The sequence below is a fragment of the Vibrio sp. MarTm2 genome, from assembly GCF_027587055.1.
In the GTDB taxonomy this organism is placed as follows: Bacteria; Pseudomonadota; Gammaproteobacteria; order Enterobacterales; family Vibrionaceae; genus Vibrio; species Vibrio sinaloensis_D.
On record NZ_JAPPTK010000001.1, the window covers coordinates 117,206 to 134,011 of the forward strand.

General features: G+C 45.6%; 14 protein-coding genes. 7 read left to right on the forward strand and 7 right to left on the reverse strand.

All coding sequences use genetic code 11. The features are described from left to right. Window positions 1–121: 121 nt before the first annotated feature. Both OH458_RS00670 and OH458_RS00675 read left to right on the forward strand, forming a co-directional pair. Window positions 122–421, forward strand: a complete 300-nt coding sequence (locus OH458_RS00670) for a hypothetical protein (RefSeq protein ID WP_038134328.1) — start codon at window positions 122–124, stop codon at window positions 419–421. 514 nt (window positions 422–935) lie between these two features. Beyond that, window positions 936–2,426: an HD-GYP domain-containing protein gene (locus tag OH458_RS00675; protein WP_269976933.1), complete on the forward strand. Its 1,491-nt coding sequence runs from the start codon at window positions 936–938 to the stop codon at window positions 2,424–2,426. A 51-nt stretch (window positions 2,427–2,477) separates the two neighbouring features. On the opposite strand, the gene OH458_RS00680 is transcribed toward OH458_RS00675, so the two are convergent. Beyond that, complete coding sequence (locus OH458_RS00680) at window positions 2,478–3,989, reverse strand: vWA domain-containing protein (protein WP_269976934.1); 1,512 nt, start codon at window positions 3,987–3,989, stop codon at window positions 2,478–2,480. A 330-nt stretch (window positions 3,990–4,319) separates the two neighbouring features. On the opposite strand from OH458_RS00680, the gene OH458_RS00685 reads away from it, so the two are divergent. Further along, window positions 4,320–5,510 carry an amino acid aminotransferase gene (locus OH458_RS00685; protein ID WP_269976935.1) on the forward strand — a complete coding sequence of 397 codons (1,191 nt, stop codon included), beginning with the start codon at window positions 4,320–4,322 and terminating at the stop codon, window positions 5,508–5,510. A gap of 59 nt (window positions 5,511–5,569) precedes the next feature. Here the strand turns inward: OH458_RS00685 and OH458_RS00690 are convergent, their stop codons facing one another. The 3 genes from OH458_RS00690 to OH458_RS00700 form a co-directional block, all read right to left on the reverse strand. Beyond that, window positions 5,570–6,205, reverse strand: a complete 636-nt coding sequence (locus OH458_RS00690; protein WP_269976936.1) for an outer membrane beta-barrel protein — start codon at window positions 6,203–6,205, stop codon at window positions 5,570–5,572. Between the two features lie 165 nt (window positions 6,206–6,370). Next, the gene (locus OH458_RS00695) at window positions 6,371–6,748 is read right to left on the reverse strand and encodes a hypothetical protein (RefSeq protein WP_038134322.1); all 378 of its coding nucleotides are present in this window, start codon (window positions 6,746–6,748) and stop codon (window positions 6,371–6,373) included. Window positions 6,749–6,951: 203 nt separating this feature from the next. Continuing rightward, entirely contained in the window at window positions 6,952–9,297 is a 2,346-nt protein-coding gene (locus OH458_RS00700; protein ID WP_269976937.1) for a helicase-related protein, read from the reverse strand. A gap of 155 nt (window positions 9,298–9,452) precedes the next feature. On the opposite strand from OH458_RS00700, the gene OH458_RS00705 reads away from it, so the two are divergent. The 3 genes from OH458_RS00705 to OH458_RS00715 are packed head-to-tail and all read left to right on the forward strand — an operon-like array spanning window position 9,453 to window position 12,255. Then, window positions 9,453–11,141, forward strand: coding sequence for an NAD-dependent malic enzyme (locus OH458_RS00705; protein WP_005471895.1), 1,689 nt, complete (start codon window positions 9,453–9,455; stop codon window positions 11,139–11,141). A gap of 38 nt (window positions 11,142–11,179) precedes the next feature. Continuing rightward, window positions 11,180–11,509 (forward strand): DUF3392 domain-containing protein, encoded by a 330-nt coding sequence (locus tag OH458_RS00710; protein ID WP_005472107.1) that lies wholly within the window; start codon window positions 11,180–11,182, stop codon window positions 11,507–11,509. Next, window positions 11,509–12,255: a SanA/YdcF family protein gene (locus OH458_RS00715; RefSeq protein WP_269976938.1), complete on the forward strand. Its 747-nt coding sequence runs from the start codon at window positions 11,509–11,511 to the stop codon at window positions 12,253–12,255. Before OH458_RS00710 ends, OH458_RS00715 begins: the two co-directional genes overlap by 1 nt. Here OH458_RS00715 and OH458_RS00720 read toward each other — a convergent pair. Further along, complete coding sequence (locus OH458_RS00720; protein ID WP_269976939.1) at window positions 12,245–13,546, reverse strand: GGDEF domain-containing protein; 1,302 nt, start codon at window positions 13,544–13,546, stop codon at window positions 12,245–12,247. The two genes, OH458_RS00715 and OH458_RS00720, sit on opposite strands and share 11 nt — an antisense overlap. 257 nt (window positions 13,547–13,803) lie before the next feature. Between OH458_RS00720 and OH458_RS00725 the strand changes: the two genes are divergently transcribed. Continuing rightward, the gene (locus tag OH458_RS00725) at window positions 13,804–14,628 is read left to right on the forward strand and encodes a DUF2797 domain-containing protein (RefSeq protein ID WP_269976940.1); all 825 of its coding nucleotides are present in this window, start codon (window positions 13,804–13,806) and stop codon (window positions 14,626–14,628) included. A gap of 54 nt (window positions 14,629–14,682) precedes the next feature. On the opposite strand, the gene OH458_RS00730 is transcribed toward OH458_RS00725, so the two are convergent. Together OH458_RS00730 and OH458_RS00735 are read right to left on the reverse strand one after the other, a co-directional pair. Next, window positions 14,683–15,924, reverse strand: coding sequence for a cysteine desulfurase-like protein (locus OH458_RS00730; RefSeq protein ID WP_269976941.1), 1,242 nt, complete (start codon window positions 15,922–15,924; stop codon window positions 14,683–14,685). Continuing rightward, entirely contained in the window at window positions 15,908–16,567 is a 660-nt protein-coding gene (locus tag OH458_RS00735) for a 2OG-Fe dioxygenase family protein (protein WP_038213843.1), read from the reverse strand. Before OH458_RS00735 ends, OH458_RS00730 begins: the two co-directional genes overlap by 17 nt. Window positions 16,568–16,806: the final 239 nt, after the last annotated feature.

Here is a 16,806-nt window from a genome sequence, read left to right on the forward strand (position 1 = left end):
CGATTATCGATTCTCCTTAGTACGCTTAATTTATAGAGGTTTATCACATTAATTATTTACGACTTTGTTACATTTACTGCGTATTAGTGAACTAAATAACCTTATTGATTGGATGAATACAATGACAAAATATAACGAGACCGACATCGAATACAAAGGCGAAAGCAACGGCGTTCACAGCTGGACATCTCCTTCTGGTCAACCGTATTACTGGCACCCAGATTGGCTACATATCGCAGAAGACGCGACCGGCTCTCACCCAAAAACTGAGCTTGACCTACCTCAGGGCGAACAACCTACAGAAAAGCATGCCGTGAAAGCAATCCTTTCTCATCTCAATGAGTGGGCAAAAAGCAAACTAAACGCCAACCCTGATATCGAAACACAAGCTCGAGAATCAGAAATCAACTTGAAGAAATAACCCAGCCTTAAGTGCCCTCAAAAGTTGCGTGCATAAAACACGCAACTTTTTTGTTTCAGCCCTAACAAATCCTCAACCAGTCCTTTGGTATTAGGGTCTGTTGACCTTTCGTGGTTAAATTTTGTTCGGATGGGGACGCCTAGTCAAAATCGTTTTAGGCGCGGCGAGGGGTGTGTAGCCTAGTCATTCTAAGTAAATACCCCTTAACAAAGCATAAAACGATTTTAGTCCGGGGCGCGCAGCCGAACCCTTCGGGCAGCGTTTGTGGGTCATTTCTACTGCGTTATCGGCTTTTCATGTAGGCTAGCTACACTTCAAAGCCTCTTTCTTGTATAAATTTCCCACAAACTGCTGCAAAAATCAGCTCGAAAGATCAACAGACCCTAGTACTAATGTTGTAAATGAGTGTTCATTTACGAAATTTGAAGTTATGATTCCCGGTCTTTTTATTAATTAAGGCAATGGAAGTCTAAAGTCCCCACAAAGGAAGTCGTGATAACGCAAGGGCGAGAAAATGGTCGACTCGAATTACAATGCACCCCTAACACTAAAGCTGTATTTGCTCGCGGCACTGGTTTTTGGCACCTACGGAGGCAGAGTATGCCCTATGTTAGAGTCGCTTACCGCTAGCGAGATACTGTTTCATATTTGCGTCACTTTCACTGGTGTGTACTTGGTCAGACACTTTTTGCTCAAGAACCACTCACTGGTTAAAGAAAACCGCTTTGCTCGACTTGATGCTACCCTATTCTTTTTTGCCAGTATCCCTTTAGCTACCTTCTATAACCTGCAATATGACTTCACCCTAGATAGCAACCTTAAGGTGCTGTTTGGTATGACGCTGTTCGGTTTTTTTACTGGACTTATCTTGGAGCTAATCGCCAAACTCACTCAACTAGAACAACTTAAAGGACAGCAGGCTTACGCGTTCGAATTGACAGGCGAACGCCAATCGTTAGTCAAGCAGATGATTATGATGGTTAGCCTGCTACTCATCACGTTAACCACCATGCTCACCATGATCGCCGTTAAAGACATTTTCTGGCTAGAACACAACCCTGAACGAGTGCTTGATGGAACGGGTAAGATCAGCGTGATCAAAGAGTTCATTTACCTATCTTTGGTACTAGGTGGATATGCGATCACCATTATGGTGTTATGGTCGAGAGTAATGAAAAAAATCTTGCTTGCGCAGGAGTGCTCTCTTATTGATGTCGCCAAAGGCAATACTGGTACTCGCTTGCCAATCTTCGAACATAATGAGCTCGGCTCAATGGCGTCACTCACCAATGAAATGCTGGATAGCTTAGAATCAAGCCAGGAAGAGGTGAAAACCACGCGAGATGTGGCCATTGTGAGCTTATCGGCACTTGCGGAATCCCGCGATAACGAAACGGGCGCCCATATTCTACGAACGCAAGAATACATTCGTGCGCTGGCTAACTACCTGAGCCAATTTGAACACCATAAAGCGCTTTTGACGCCAAGCTACATCGAACTGCTGTACAAATCCGCCCCTCTTCACGATGTTGGAAAAGTCGGCATTCCAGACAGTATTTTGCTCAAACCCGGTAAGTTGACGGATGAAGAGTTTGAAATCATGAAGGACCACCCTGAAATAGGGGCCAAGGCTCTGTCGATGGCGGAGAAGCAGCTAGGGAGCAACAGTTTCCTTCAATTAGCAAAAGAGATATCGCTCACGCACCATGAAAAGTGGGATGGGTCTGGCTATCCCAATCAATCAGTAGGTCAAGATATCCCACTCTCTGGCCGTTTAATGGCGCTGGCTGATGTTTACGATGCGCTAATCTCTGAACGCGTTTATAAAAAAGCCTTTAGCCACGACAAAGCAAAATCGATCATCCTAGAAGGCAAAGGTCGCCATTTTGACCCAGAGCTGGTTGACGCTTTTCTAGCCATCGAAAATGAATTTGTCGCCATCGCAGACAAGTATCGAGAGATGGAACGAAAAGAAAATGAAATGGAGCTTAATCAAGCGTCCTAAGCAAATAACAACTGAAAGATTAGAGCGCCTATAACTTAGGCGCCCTATTATTTACTGAAGTGTAATTGTTCGTTCTACTGTTTCACCGTTGATCTCTAAACTAAGTTTAACCTCATCACCGGCTTGAAGAGGCGCGTTCAATTTCGCTAAATAAGCGTATTTAATAGTAGTCTGCAACGATGAGTAAATACCAACAAGGTTTTGGCCATCTACTATCTTGTAGTACGTTCCGCCCGTTTGATTTGCAATAACTTTCAGATCAGTTTCATTCGCTCCAGCACCAACAGCAATGGCATGTACTGGAATAGAGTTAGCGACAGCGGTATCAATCAGCCCTTGTCGATCATCAAAAGAACTGTTCCCATCTGTCATTACAAAAGTACGCTTGATGGCATTACTACGCTGTTGCAATGCAGTTAAAGAGTCATTGATAGCCCCTTCTAACTCTGTACCACCACCCCATCGATAACCACTACCAATCGAGTCAACGTTGTCAGTGCGGCCAGTATGTTTCGCATCATAGAAGTTATCCATCCACAACGGTGATGTTGGATTGTACATGTCGACAGCAAAATGCAATTTGGCTTTGTCGATGACAAAGTTTTCATCAGAATAGTCAAATGTGATATCCGCATCATTCTCATCATACAAATTGTATTGAGCAAGTAATGCATTGTTAATGAGTTCGACGCTACTGTCGAATGCCATCACACCGATTTCATCAGCTGAGCTTTTCTCTGAAATGAACTGATGCGCTGCCAATGCAGTAAGGCGATGCAATGTATAGGCGTATCCATTCGAATCAATAACAATATCACCATTCTCATCTCGAACTTGTCCGAACATAGAGCCACTTGCATCAAGAGAAATGACATTACTACTCGCAACACCAAGTTGATCAGATGTATTTAGCGACGAAATGGTTAACGGCTGATTATTTACACTGACTTTAAATGCAGCCTTGGTTAACTGTATAACAGCATTATTAGAAACGGTGTCTGTAACTGAAAACATCAGCTCATCACCACTTGCTTTTTGGATAGCACTGATCAAATACGTCGCAGACGCAGGTATCGTAGACGCAATTGCGTCAGTTGACACGTCATCAGATCCCTGTTCGAAGTTTTGAGCGTGTGCTTTCAGCTCTTTATACCCAGCTAGGCTTGCGCTAATCACTGAGTTTTCATCAACGCCTTCATCTTGAGTCATCTGCAGTTTGAACAAACCACAAGTATCGCTGGTAGTCGACTCTCCCAACTGGTTACCATCTGCATCTTTCATAGCAACCGTAGCGTTTGCCATAGGCTCATAACCGTCAGGCACGTTAGGGCAAGTACTACTGTAGCTTGCGAAAATTTTGGGTTGAATAGCTCGAGCGCTCCTAGAGGTTACACTTTGTGGAATCACTAAAGAGCCAGAATAGGTCGATAAATTCCCTGTCGAGCCCCCGCTATTCGAGTCGCCAACTGGTGCAGCTCCGTCACTGCTGCTCCCTCCACCACATGCACTCAGCATTACCGCCGAAGTGATAGCAAAGGCCAAACCATTTACTCTAGAAATCATTCCCTTACCCTTAATTAGCTTTATAAATGAGACCACAAAATATAAACGCCACTGCAAAATTGAAGAGCCTAACTTGCAAAATGAGAACCGCATCAACATATGCATGCAATTGATAATCATTATTGTGCACTAACAAATTTGTAATTTATTTTTCACGTAGAATTCACTCCTACAATACACAGCATAAAAACTACGAAAATTAACCTCTATTACCTATTTCCTTGTCTACGAACCATTTTGTTTACTTTTGTTCTGATTAACGGTTGTACCCAAGTAGGGAGAAAGGTATAAATAGCGGTATACCCACTTCGACTAACACGGATGATCAATATGTTTGAAAAAGTAGTTGCTGCTCCGGCAGACCCTATTCTTGGCCTTACTGAAGAGTTTAAAAAAGACGCTCGTGCAGAGAAAATCAACCTTGGCGTTGGTATTTACAAAAACGAGCAAGGTGAGACTCCCGTTCTTGCGACAGTTAAGAAAGCAGAAGCGGCTTTGATCGAGACAGAAAAAACCAAGTCTTATTTAACCATTGAAGGTACGGCAGAGTACGGCCTAGCGGTTCAAAAACTTCTATTTGGTGCGGATTCAGACATCGTTACCCACAAACTTGCAAAAACAGCACAAGCTCCAGGTGGCACAGGCGCTCTGCGTGTTGCTGGTGAGTTTATTAAACGCCAACTGGGTGACGCTAAGATTTGGATCAGTAATCCAACTTGGGCTAACCACAACGGTGTGTTTACCGCTGCTGGCATCGAGACGGCTCAATACAGCTACTACAACGCAGAGACAAAAGATAAAGATTTCGCCGCTATGGTTGCTGACCTAGAAAAGGCATCAGCAGGCGATATCGTCCTTTTACACGGCTGCTGCCACAACCCAACAGGTATTGATCCAACAGCTGAAGAATGGGAAGTGCTGGCTAAACTGGTCGCAGATAAGAAGCTTCTACCGCTGTTTGACTTTGCTTATCAAGGCTTTGCTAAAGGCGTTGAAGAAGATGCTCAAGGCCTGCGTATTTTTGCACAGCACAATAAAGAGATCTTGGTTGCGAGCTCGTTCTCGAAAAACTTCGGTTTGTACAACGAACGTGTTGGTGCATTCACACTGGTAGCAGAATCAGAAGAAGTTGCGACAACTGCGTTTTCTCAAGTTAAAGCCATCATCCGTTCTATTTACTCTAACCCACCAGCTCACGGTAGTGCTGTCGTTACTCACATTCTGAATAACGCTGAACTACGCGCAGAGTGGGAAGCAGAAGTTGCAGAAATGCGTGACCGTATCCAAGAGATGCGCGAGCTTTTCGTAGCAACACTGAAAGAGCAAGGCGTCGACGCTGATTTTAGCTTTATCGAACGTCAAAACGGCATGTTCTCTTTCTCAGGCCTAAGCAAAGAGCAAGTCACTCGACTAAAAGATGAATTTGGTATTTACATTGTTGGCTCTGGCCGTATAAGTGTTGCAGGCATGACCAAGTCAAACATGCTGCCACTGTGTAAAGGTATTGCCGCTGTTCTTTAACAGCAAATGACGTAAAAGAGCCAGCAATTGCTGGCTCTTTTTTGTTTGTGGGTCAAAGCTCAGTAATAAAATCGCATCGACAAGCCACCCTCATTCGTTGTCGCCGTGCTCTCATGACGGTGTTTGTAAAACCCACCAAGGGAGATTCTTTCCGTTAGGTCATAATCGGTTCTCAAAACGTAAACTTCTTCATCTAGCGTATCACTGCGCCGCACTTCCATGCTCCCTTCTACGCTCCAGTTTGGACTGAACTGATATCGCGCAGTCAGATTGCCGCCCAACATAAACCGATGATCTTTGGAAATAAACTTGTCCGTCTCGTTGTTGGTCTGATTCGCCCACAGCAACCCCATTTTAACGCCTGCCAGCAAATCAAAAGAATCGAACATGTTGTATCGGTAAACGACACCCGGAAGAAGGGTATATATCTCCGTGGTAGTTGTTTCCGGGTGAATAAACCGCGCTTCATAATCCAGCGCTAACAACCAAGATTGATTGAGTGAGTAATAACCACCAATGGTGAAGGAAGAGACATCACTATTGACACCGATATACTCATCGAGAGAACCCGCACTGACCTCGGCGTAGACGTAATCGTAATCAATAGGTGAAGTAGGTTCTGTTTGTTGGGCGAAGGTTGCCGTTGAAAAGGCAAAAACGAAGGGGAAAACTCGCCATATTGATGTCACATCCATGTCAACCTCTGCGATTTAATTGACCAAATTTAGAGAAAAAAATGCTCTATTTATAACTACAATATAGCGTTAATTTAGGTACTTATGGAGACTGAAGGCAATAAGTTGGGTGTTGCAATACAGAAAACAAACACCCAAGAAAAGAGAAAGGCCTCGATTGAGGCCTTAAAAGGTGATCATAAATTCATCTTGTTGGAGTCTTTGAATATTTGCGTGTGCGCGGCTACTCATTCTCTCTATTTGTTCGTTGTCTAGTTCGTAAGGCATCACGAGTTTTATTTCTTTTATGCCTTCACTCTTTGCAAGCTGAACTAAAGTCACGATGTTTACTTCATCGCTTCGACTGGTTGAAAGTGACTTTAATGCTTGCTCCCACAAGCGGTCTTCTACTGATACCGTTTCTTTAATCGTATCTTTCCACGCCAAGCTAAAAATTGGTGCGAATGTACTCATTGCTTCCAAGAAAGTCCATCTCTTGCTGCATGAGGCTCCGAGAAAAGAAGTATAGTCAAACACAACACTTGTCTTGCCTTGATGCTCCATATCATCCCCCGTAATAACGGCAACACAGTGTTCTTAATATCTATCAAGGTCTTTGATATAGCAATAGGATATAAAACAATCATCTTTTATACCCCTTTTGCGTTTGAAAAAGCTATATAAAAACCAACGTTGTAACAACATGTGAACAACCTGAATATATAAGAATCCAGTTGCTTAATATTTTACCCTGTAAATAATTTCATTTAGCGAACATCAACAATGCGACTGGCTTTCTTGTATTGAACTCGCCACCCTTGCCATTTCGGTAACTCCCAACGCTTAGGATCGCCTTTGCGCAAGCCATTTTTATAAACTACGTAAACCAGTTTCTTTTTCGGCTGATACTCGACCGTTAAATTCAAATCACCCAACGCCAACTCAAAGGGGTAAGTTTGAGCGAAATCGTCATACTCCCAGTACGGAACGCCCTCAAATACAAAATCGTCGCTACCAAAAATTTCTAACTCAGAGGCATCGCTGAGCTCTAGCAGATCAAGCTGTAGGGTAAACCAACTGTCAAAGTTGAGCTGATCTATGTCAGTCTCTTCACCTGCCAAACCTAACTCGACATACAATTTCCAATGCTCAATTTGACGAGTTCGCTGTTCGGCGAAACCAGGCAGTAATTCACCACGCTTGACCTGCTCTAATATCGGTTTGACTGCATACTCTCCTTGTGCGGCCTCCAGTTTGTGGGCGACTACGCGCCCCGCATAGTAAAGCTCTAGGTTCAGCATTGCTTTCCCATCATCATAAATCACCTCCCCTTGCCGCCACGCTCCCATTCCTAGCTTTTCAACCAAAGTTAGCTCTGCAGGCATCACAAAGGTCGCTAAGTTTAGCGTCTGCTTCACACCACGCCCAGGTAGGCTGTGAGTATCTAATACAATCACTGCTTGGGTGCGTGATTTGATTCGAGAGTGTCGTCCTAGCAAGACTTCTAACTCACCGTTTGCTAGCGCGTCTTGCCGTTTTTCTCGCCGCACAAACAAGAGCTCTGGATGCAGCGATACAATCGCTTCCACTAATGCATGGCGATCATAACGTGAAGCAACGCAAAGTTGCGGCAGTTCAAAGGCTTCACGCATCTGCCTTGCCAGGCCTTGAGCTTCTTTAAGTACCTCTGGTTCAACCGTAACTCCCGCTAGGGTTTCGCCTCTCACTAAACGAATCGCCAGTTCACCGTCACAACCGACCGGTTCCTCTTGATCCAGCTTTTCTAGCAATTCCTCATTTGAGGACATTCGATACAGAGTTGCGGGCGTTGCCAATACTGCCGTGAGGTCGACCATCGCCTCTTTCAACGCTTTACTTGGCATACGCGTGACAAGATCGGCGTATAGAGCGTCTATCGGTAATGGAGAAATTTTGTGCCCATGTGGCGTCGCGAGACCGTGCTCATCGATTGCTCCCATCGAAGTCAACACACCGGTCGCTTGGTGGAGTGCTTTTTCCGATAGCGGCTCGAGAAATTCAAGCGCAGTCAGTGGATGGCCGCAGTCGGCGGCACACAACATCGCTTCGGTAAGCGTTTCCCTGTGCATTTCGGGCGGAGTCACCGACAACAACGCCGCATGTTCTCCATAAAGACGAATACAAATGCCATCCATTACTCGCCCTGCTCGTCCTGCGCGTTGTTTGGCGCTGGCTTTGGAAATGTGTTTTAAGCTCAAGGTTGTGCGACCGTTGCGTTGCTCTGTCCGTCGTTCAAGCCCAGAATCAATCACGGCAACAATATTGGGGATAGTCAGGGAAGTTTCTGCAACGTTAGTGGCTAAAACCACTTTTTTAGTCGCCTGAACAGTCAGAGCGACTTGGCGCTGCTCATCAGTCACAGAAGCATGAAGCGGCGCGACAATAATATTTTCAATCGCCTTTAAAGCCGCTTGGCACTGAGTGATTTCTTTTCGCCCCGGAAAAAAGACCAAAATATCGCCTTCCATATCAAGCAATGCTTCAACTTCGGCTTTGACTCTTTGTTCTAGATGTCGACTATCAGGAAGCTGTCGTGAATCGGTCGCGCGATGCCCTATCGCGACATCGAAATTTCGCCCTTCTGCGAACAAACGCTCGGCACCAACATATCTGGCGAGTTTGTTGCCTTCGATCGTCGCAGAGGTAACCACTACCCGATGTGTTGACCTTTTTTTGAGCAAAGCCACCAGCAAATCGGTATCCCAACGTCGTTCATGAAATTCATCAACAATGATCGTCGAAAATTCAGCCAATTGGTTTTCTGCGTACCAGCGAAGCGCAACCCCAGGAGTGACAAAGACAATCTCACTGGCCTCACAGAATCGATTCTCAAGCTTGATCGCGTAACCGATGGACTCACCGACAGGCTCACTTTTTTGCTCAGCCAAAAATTGGGCAAGTGACGTACACGCAATGCGCCTCGGTTCGACAACCAACACCCGACCAGTTTGCGCAGCCCAAAGCGGTAAGCAGGTCGATTTCCCCGATCCGGTCTCGGCTTCAACGATCAAATCATGTGACTGAATCTGGTCTAAAAACGTGGTTTTTATGGCGTTAATTGGTAGGTCGTTCATTGTTTGTCTAAAGTTAACCGCAGGGCCGTGAAGTATATCTTGAAACCACCCTTGTTTGCAGGAATATCAGTTTACAATACTGGTTTGAATCCCTATCATTTTCGGGTTCCTGTTTCCATTGGTCTATTGGCCCTACACCCTACTTAAGGCAAGTGATGAATAACGATAAACGCCCTTTATACATTCCTTATGCTGGTCCAGCACTGTTAAGTACTCCGTTGCTCAACAAAGGCAGTGCATTTACCGCACAGGAGAGAAAATATTTTAATCTTGAAGGACTGTTGCCTGAAAATACGGAAACGATTCAAGAGCAAGTTGAACGCGCATACCAACAGTACTGCAACTTCGAAAACGATATGGATAAGCACATCTACCTGCGCAATATCCAAGACACAAACGAAACGCTATTTTACCGATTAGTTCAAAACCACATCTCCGAGATGATGCCAATCATCTACACCCCAACCGTTGGGGCGGCATGTGAAAACTTTTCTAACATTTACCGTCGCGGTCGAGGTCTTTTTGTTTCCTACGCAAACCGAGACCGTATTGATGACATCTTGAACAACGCATCCAACCACAACGTGAAAGTGATCGTGGTGACTGACGGCGAGCGTATTCTCGGCCTTGGCGACCAAGGTATCGGTGGTATGGGTATTCCAATCGGTAAGCTAGCACTATACACCGCATGTGGTGGTATCAGCCCAGCTTACACACTCCCGATCGTACTCGATGTAGGCACAAATAACCCGCAACGCCTTGCTGATCCTATGTACATGGGCTGGCGTCATCCGCGTATTACGGGCGCAGAGTACGACGCTTTTGTCGAAGAATTCATGCAAGCAGTTCAACGCCGCTGGCCAGATGCATTGATCCAATTTGAAGATTTTGCACAAAAAAATGCGATGCCTCTTCTAGAGCGCTACAAAGATCGCGTCTGCTGCTTCAATGATGATATTCAAGGTACCGCTGCGGTAACCGTTGGTTCGCTACTCGCAGCATGCCAAGCCGCAGGCAGCAAACTTTCAGAGCAACGGGTCACCTTCTTGGGTGCAGGTTCAGCAGGTTGTGGTATCGCGGAAGCCATTATCGCGCAAATGGTATCGGAAGGCATTTCTGACGCACAAGCTCGCTCTCAAGTATTCATGGTTGATCGTTGGGGTTTATTGCAGGAAGGCATGCCTAATCTGCTCGACTTCCAACAGCGACTGGTGCAAAAACACAGCAACACCGCAGATTGGGAATCAGAGAGCAATGGATACTCACTGCTTGACGTCATGCGCAATGCTAAGCCAACCGTATTGATTGGCGTATCGGGTGCTCCTGGCTTGTTTAGTGAAGAAGTTATCAAAGAGATGCACAAGCATTGTGCTCGCCCGATCGTCTTCCCATTGTCAAATCCTACAAGCCGCGTTGAAGCGACACCAAATGACATCATCCGCTGGACCAACGGTGAAGCATTAGTGGCAACGGGCAGCCCATTTGATCCTGTTGTTCTTGACGGCAAGACCTACCCAATTGCTCAGTGTAACAACAGCTACATTTTCCCTGGGATCGGCCTTGGCGTTCTTGCCGTTCAAGCAAAACGCGTAACCGACGAAATGCTGATGGAATCAAGCCGTGCACTGGCAACTTGCTCACCATTGGCCATCAATGGTCAAGGCGCATTGCTGCCACCGCTTGAAGCAATCCATTCCGTGTCGAAGAAAATCGCATTCGCCGTTGCCAAAAAAGCCATTGAGCAAGGCGTTGCGCTTGAAATTACGGACGAAGCTCTTGAAGAGTCAATCGACAGCAGCTTCTGGCAACCTGTTTACCGCCGCTATAAGCGCACGGCATTCTAACGCTACGATACAGCCCCTAAACAGGGGCTGTTTACATTATGAATGTATTCAATTTTCTTGCTCCTGCTGGCGCGTATCTAACCCCTTACCTCAATGAGATTTCAACCGCATTGATCGCTTGTTTGTTGGTGATGGCTGGCGGTGAAATAAACAGAGTGGTTAGGCGCGCATTAAGAAACTATAACTTTGTCCTCAGAACGGTTGTTTTCATCTTGATTAACGCCTTCGGTTACGGCTTAATCATCGTTAAAGCAACACCTTACCTGTCTCGGACACTCGCCAATCTTGATGCTGGCATCATGTTTAGCACAGTGGTCGTCAGTTTTATTATTATCGGGACATGGGCACAGCGGAACAAACAGATATAGTGAGACGACTTTTTCATCGCCATCAGAATACTCGCTCTTATTTAGCGCTAGTGCTAAAGGCAACTAAGTATCTGGTGATACTCAGCGTTTTATTGGCGGCAATCTTATTGGCGGCTGACCGCTGGATCACTCATCAAGCCAAAGACCAGCTGTTTACTGATTACCAAACGTTGCCACACTTTGACGTTGCGGTTGTTCTGGGCACCAGTAAATACTTGGGCAAAGTAGTAAATGAGTACTACAGCCATCGAATTGATGCGGCGATAACGCTGTTTCAGCAAGGGAAAGTCGACTATTTTCTGCTTAGTGGGGATAACGCCCATCGCTCGTACAATGAGCCATGGACGATGAAACGAGATCTGCTTAAAGCTGAGGTTCCAGAGGAGAAAATCTTCCTTGATTATGCTGGGTTTCGCACGCTAGATTCGATTGTCCGCGCGAAAGAAATTTTTGACACCGACGATTTTCTTATCATCTCGCAAAAGTTTCACTGTGAACGTGCGTTGTTCATTGCCAACTCGCACAACATCAACGCTCATTGCTTTGCGGTACCGGGGCCGTCTCGTCATTCGGGGTTAAAGGTACGAATTCGTGAAGTCTTTGCGCGCGCGAAAGCGTTTCTTGATGTTTACGTCACCAATACTCAGCCCAAGTTTCTCGGCCCTAAAGAGCCCATCCATCAAACTGAAAACCCTCAGGTTGAACTCTCGCCGCTAGCAACCTCAGCCGCGTTGCCTACTCACTGACCTCAACTCGATTACGCCCTTGTTGCTTAGCCACGTAAAGGGCTTCATCTGCACGGGTCAGCATTTCGTTAACTCGCTCGTCACCTAAAGAGGCAACCCCAATACTGGTCGTCAGTGGGTCGCCATGAATCCAAATATGTGACTCCACTTTATGACGGATGCTTTCGGCAAGTTCAGCGGCGTCTTGATTGTCTCTTCCGGGGCAAAACACCACAAACTCTTCCCCGCCCCAGCGAACCAAACGGTCGCTGGCACTGAGCGCACTTAAAGCAACCATAGTGAATTCTCTTAACACATCGTCGCCCATCGCATGTCCGTACAAATCATTAACTGACTTGAAATGGTCGATATCAAGATAGAGAACCGACAACAGCTTACCGACGTGCCCTGTCGCTGGGTAATGAATATCTAACCAATCGCGAATCGAATGGCGGTTCATCGCGCCCGTCAGCGCATCACGATTCGCCAGTTCAGCAAAGTGTATGTTTTGCTCTTTCAGTTCTTTGTTGAGTTTGCGTAAGTGGTCTTGACGAAAGTGCGCATGCAAAATAAGTTTGTGACTGCGGCGAATCTCGATCACGCTGTAAATCAACGCGAGAGAGATCCAAAACAGCAACAAACCGAACATCAGTCCTTCAGCAGACACGTAGTACCCAATAAATTCAATACTGTGTATTGTCATTTGGTACTCTCCTTCACTGTGCCCCGATCCTGTCGCGATCTCGACTTTAGTGACATTGCTAAATTCAGGAGCTGCGTGCTGAATTGGCACTTTATTGTCGACCAACCACCATGTCATTACCTGTAGATTTTTAATCGGAATGTCGATTGAGCCTCCACCCGAGCCCGGCGTGTATTCGAGGCCGTTGTACTTTTGTGTGTACTCGTTGTCAGGTTGAGAATATGCAGAGTTAAAATTGCGTAGATAGAAACGCATTCTTGGACTTTCGGGGCGATCAATCTGCTCAAAGTCAATGTTCATTTTCACCGTATGGAAATGAGTCAGGTCCATGCCGTCAAAGATTTTGTCGGTAAGGCTAATAGACACGCCACAATAGGGCCAAGCGTAGTTCGCTGACTTGACCAATTCACAGCTAAGAATGGCTTTTCCGTCCTCCACTCGGATAGATGAACGGCTCTGCCCACCTACAACTTGGTCATTGGTCGCGAGAAATTGATAAGCATCAGGGGAAATAGTGTAAACACGACTACTGCCATACATCCAATACAGTTGCATGATGAGTATCGTAACGACCACCAAAGAAAAAATGATTTTATGAACGATCTTCAATGAGGATTCCTAGCAGTAACAACTAAAGATACAAAATGCCGTTTTGGCAATACTACAACTTTAGTTCCATTTTATCCCTTTTTTACTGATGCATATGCAATAAAAACTTGAGGTGAGTCCTAAAACAACTTGCGTTTCTGCCCGCTATTTAAACAAATGATTTTTAGTACTCGTGTTATTTTTGGCGTTGATAAACCGTTTTGAACGCTGCTTTGCTATAATTCGCGGCTAAAAACACAAAACTAAAGAGCAATGTCATGTCTTTAATAGCAAAAGGTACGCTAAATAAAATGCGTGCTTCTCTCGAAGGCGAGGTTCACTATCGCCTTCCGGTCGGAGAAGAAGAAATCGACCTAGCACCATTCATCGGTCAAACCCTGACTCTGACGCATACCGGCAGTATTTACTGCTGCTCTTGCGGCAAGAAAACCAAAAAAAGTTACTCTCAAGGGCACTGCTTTGTGTGCATGAAAAAGCTCGCTAGCTGCGACATGTGCATCATGAAACCTGAGACGTGTCACTACGATCAAGGTACGTGTCGCGAACCGCAATGGGGTGAAGAAAACTGTATGGTGGACCATTTCGTCTACCTTTCGAACACGTCGAGCCTGAAAGTCGGTATTACACGCCACACTCAAATCCCTACCCGTTGGATTGACCAAGGCGCCACACAAGGCTTGCCGATCTTTAAAGTCAAAACTCGTCATATCTCAGGGTTGATCGAAGTAGAGCTCGCCAAGCATATTGCAGACAAAACCAATTGGCGCACGCTGCTCAAAGGCGATGGAGAACCAATGGCGCTGGAAGAAAAGTTCGCGCAGTTGCTGCCGCTTGTGGAAGACAAAATCGCACAAATTCGTGCTCAATTTGGTGATGATGCGATTGAAGTGCTCAATGCAGAGACCACATCTATCCAATATCCGGTAACGCAGCATCCAACCAAAATCACTTCTCACAACTTTGATAAGAACCCTGAAGTTACAGGCGTACTTCAAGGAATTAAAGGCCAGTACATGATCTTTGATACTGGCGTGATCAACATTCGCAAATTCACATCTTACGAAGTGGAAGTCAGTAACTAGGATTTCTGCCAGCTTTTAGTGACATACAAAAGACCTCCAACTGGGAGGTCTTTTTCATCGTTGCGGGTTGAGGATCGCTTTGAGCTCATCAAACAAGAAATCGACTTCTTGGAGCGTATTGTAGTGCATGAAGCCAATACGAACGACACCGCCCGATTTTTCCAAGTCTAGTTGCCTCACCAAGCCCAATGCATAGAAGTGTCCATTCCAAACACACACATTGCGTTCACCGAGTTTGCGTGCCACTTCCTCGGGAGAAATACCATCAAAGGTCAGTGCAAAGGTCGGCGTGCGAAGTGCACTGTCCGCTTCTTTTCTCCCCCACAATGTGACGCCTTCAAGCTCATCCAAACGTTTCAAGAATCGCTCACTCAGAGCACATTCGTGTTGGTTGAACTGCTGAAACGAATCCACCAAACGTGTTCGTAGCGGGTCACCATCATAGCCCCATTGAGCCAAGTATTTGACCGCCGCAATCACACCTGCAAGCCCTTCAAAGCTCTGTGTTCCGGTTTCGAATCTTCCTGGGCCAATATCCGTTGCCGGTTCAACTTTATACGGCTGCAAGGTCTGAAGCCATTTCGGAGCAACGTAGGCAATGCCGACATGCGGTCCGAAAAACTTGTAGGCTGAGCAGGCGAGAAAATCGCATCCTATCTTTTGTACATCCACAAGATGATGTGGCGCGTAGTGAACCGCATCGACATAAACCATTGCTCCGACTTGATGAGCGGCATCAACCACTCGCTTAACATCGACAATGGATCCCGTGGTATTAGACGCATAGGTCAGCGCAACTAACTTGGTGTTTTGATTGATTAATGAAAGCAGATGCTCGATATCTAGAGTACAGTCACCTTCTACAACTCTTGCTTGATGAACAATAGCGCCTTTGTCTTCTGCCGCTTGTTGCCAACTCGACACATTCGAATAGTGGTCGAGCGCCGTCACGATAACTTCATCACCTAACTGCCAACCTCGACTAATAGAGCGACTAAGTTGGAAAGTGAGTGATGTCATGTTGGCGCCAAAGACGATGTTGTCAGCCGATTCTGCATTCACGAGTGCGGCGGCGTGTTCACGGGCATCTTTCATCAGCTCAGTGGTACGCTTGCTCGAAAAGTAATGACCACCAAGGTTGGAATTATAAAAACCCAGGTAGGCATTCATTGCCTCTAATACTGACAGAGGAACTTGAGAGCCACCCGGCCCATCCAAAAAGATGACCGGAAGATCATCGTGAGTCTGCTGTAAGGCGCTAAACTGCGCCCTAACTAAATTAGGAGTGAAGTTCATTCACCGCTTCCTTCGCTGTTAATACAAATACATCCATGTGGCCCGCTTCGCCTTCAATAACCGAGCGGATTGGTGTCGCGTTGTGCCAAAGCTTGTTGTCAGCCAACATGGCAACTTCTCCACTTTGTAGCGTTTTACGGAAAAATGGCGCTTCATTAAAACTGTTGTAAAGCATGATATCGCCACCTTCAATATTGTGACGCCCCATACCAATCAAAGCGATGTGATCAAACCCATCCTGATGAACACCCTCTGGCGCAACTTGTGTTTCATCGTATACCGCTGAGATACGAATTTGGTGAATTTCGATCTCCTGCCCATTGGCAAGGCCATTTGCCTGAACAAACACTTCGCAGATTTCGCGCATTCCTTCGCTTGCTAATGTGGTTTGTTCTACAGGTTCGAATTGGCGAACAACGTTACCTTGAAAGCGATTGATTTCATCAGTTTGCATAAACTCGTTTTTATTTAGATCGATCACTTTGCCATCTCGAAATTCAACGACGGAGTAACGACGTAATCGATACTGACCATCTGCATGCTCCGTGTTTGGTAACTTAGTAAATGATGGGGCAAGTTGAGAAATGGCATTGTCGCTGAGTTTGGTGAGTTGTAGGGTTGTTTCGCGAGTATGTAACATCATCATCTCCTTAATGAGTGTACATAAAGTAATTTATTCTTAACATCTTGTTCACAACCATTATTTGCGTAGTTATTCCGTCAAATCAAGAATTTTTAGTTTTTATATCCAACATTTTTACAAATTAAATACAAATAACCACAATTCCATTGCTTACCAGTGATAGATGCCAATATTGAACAATTCATAACTAAAAAACTAGAAGACTTCACTAACAAGGATTCATTTCGAAATAATTTCAA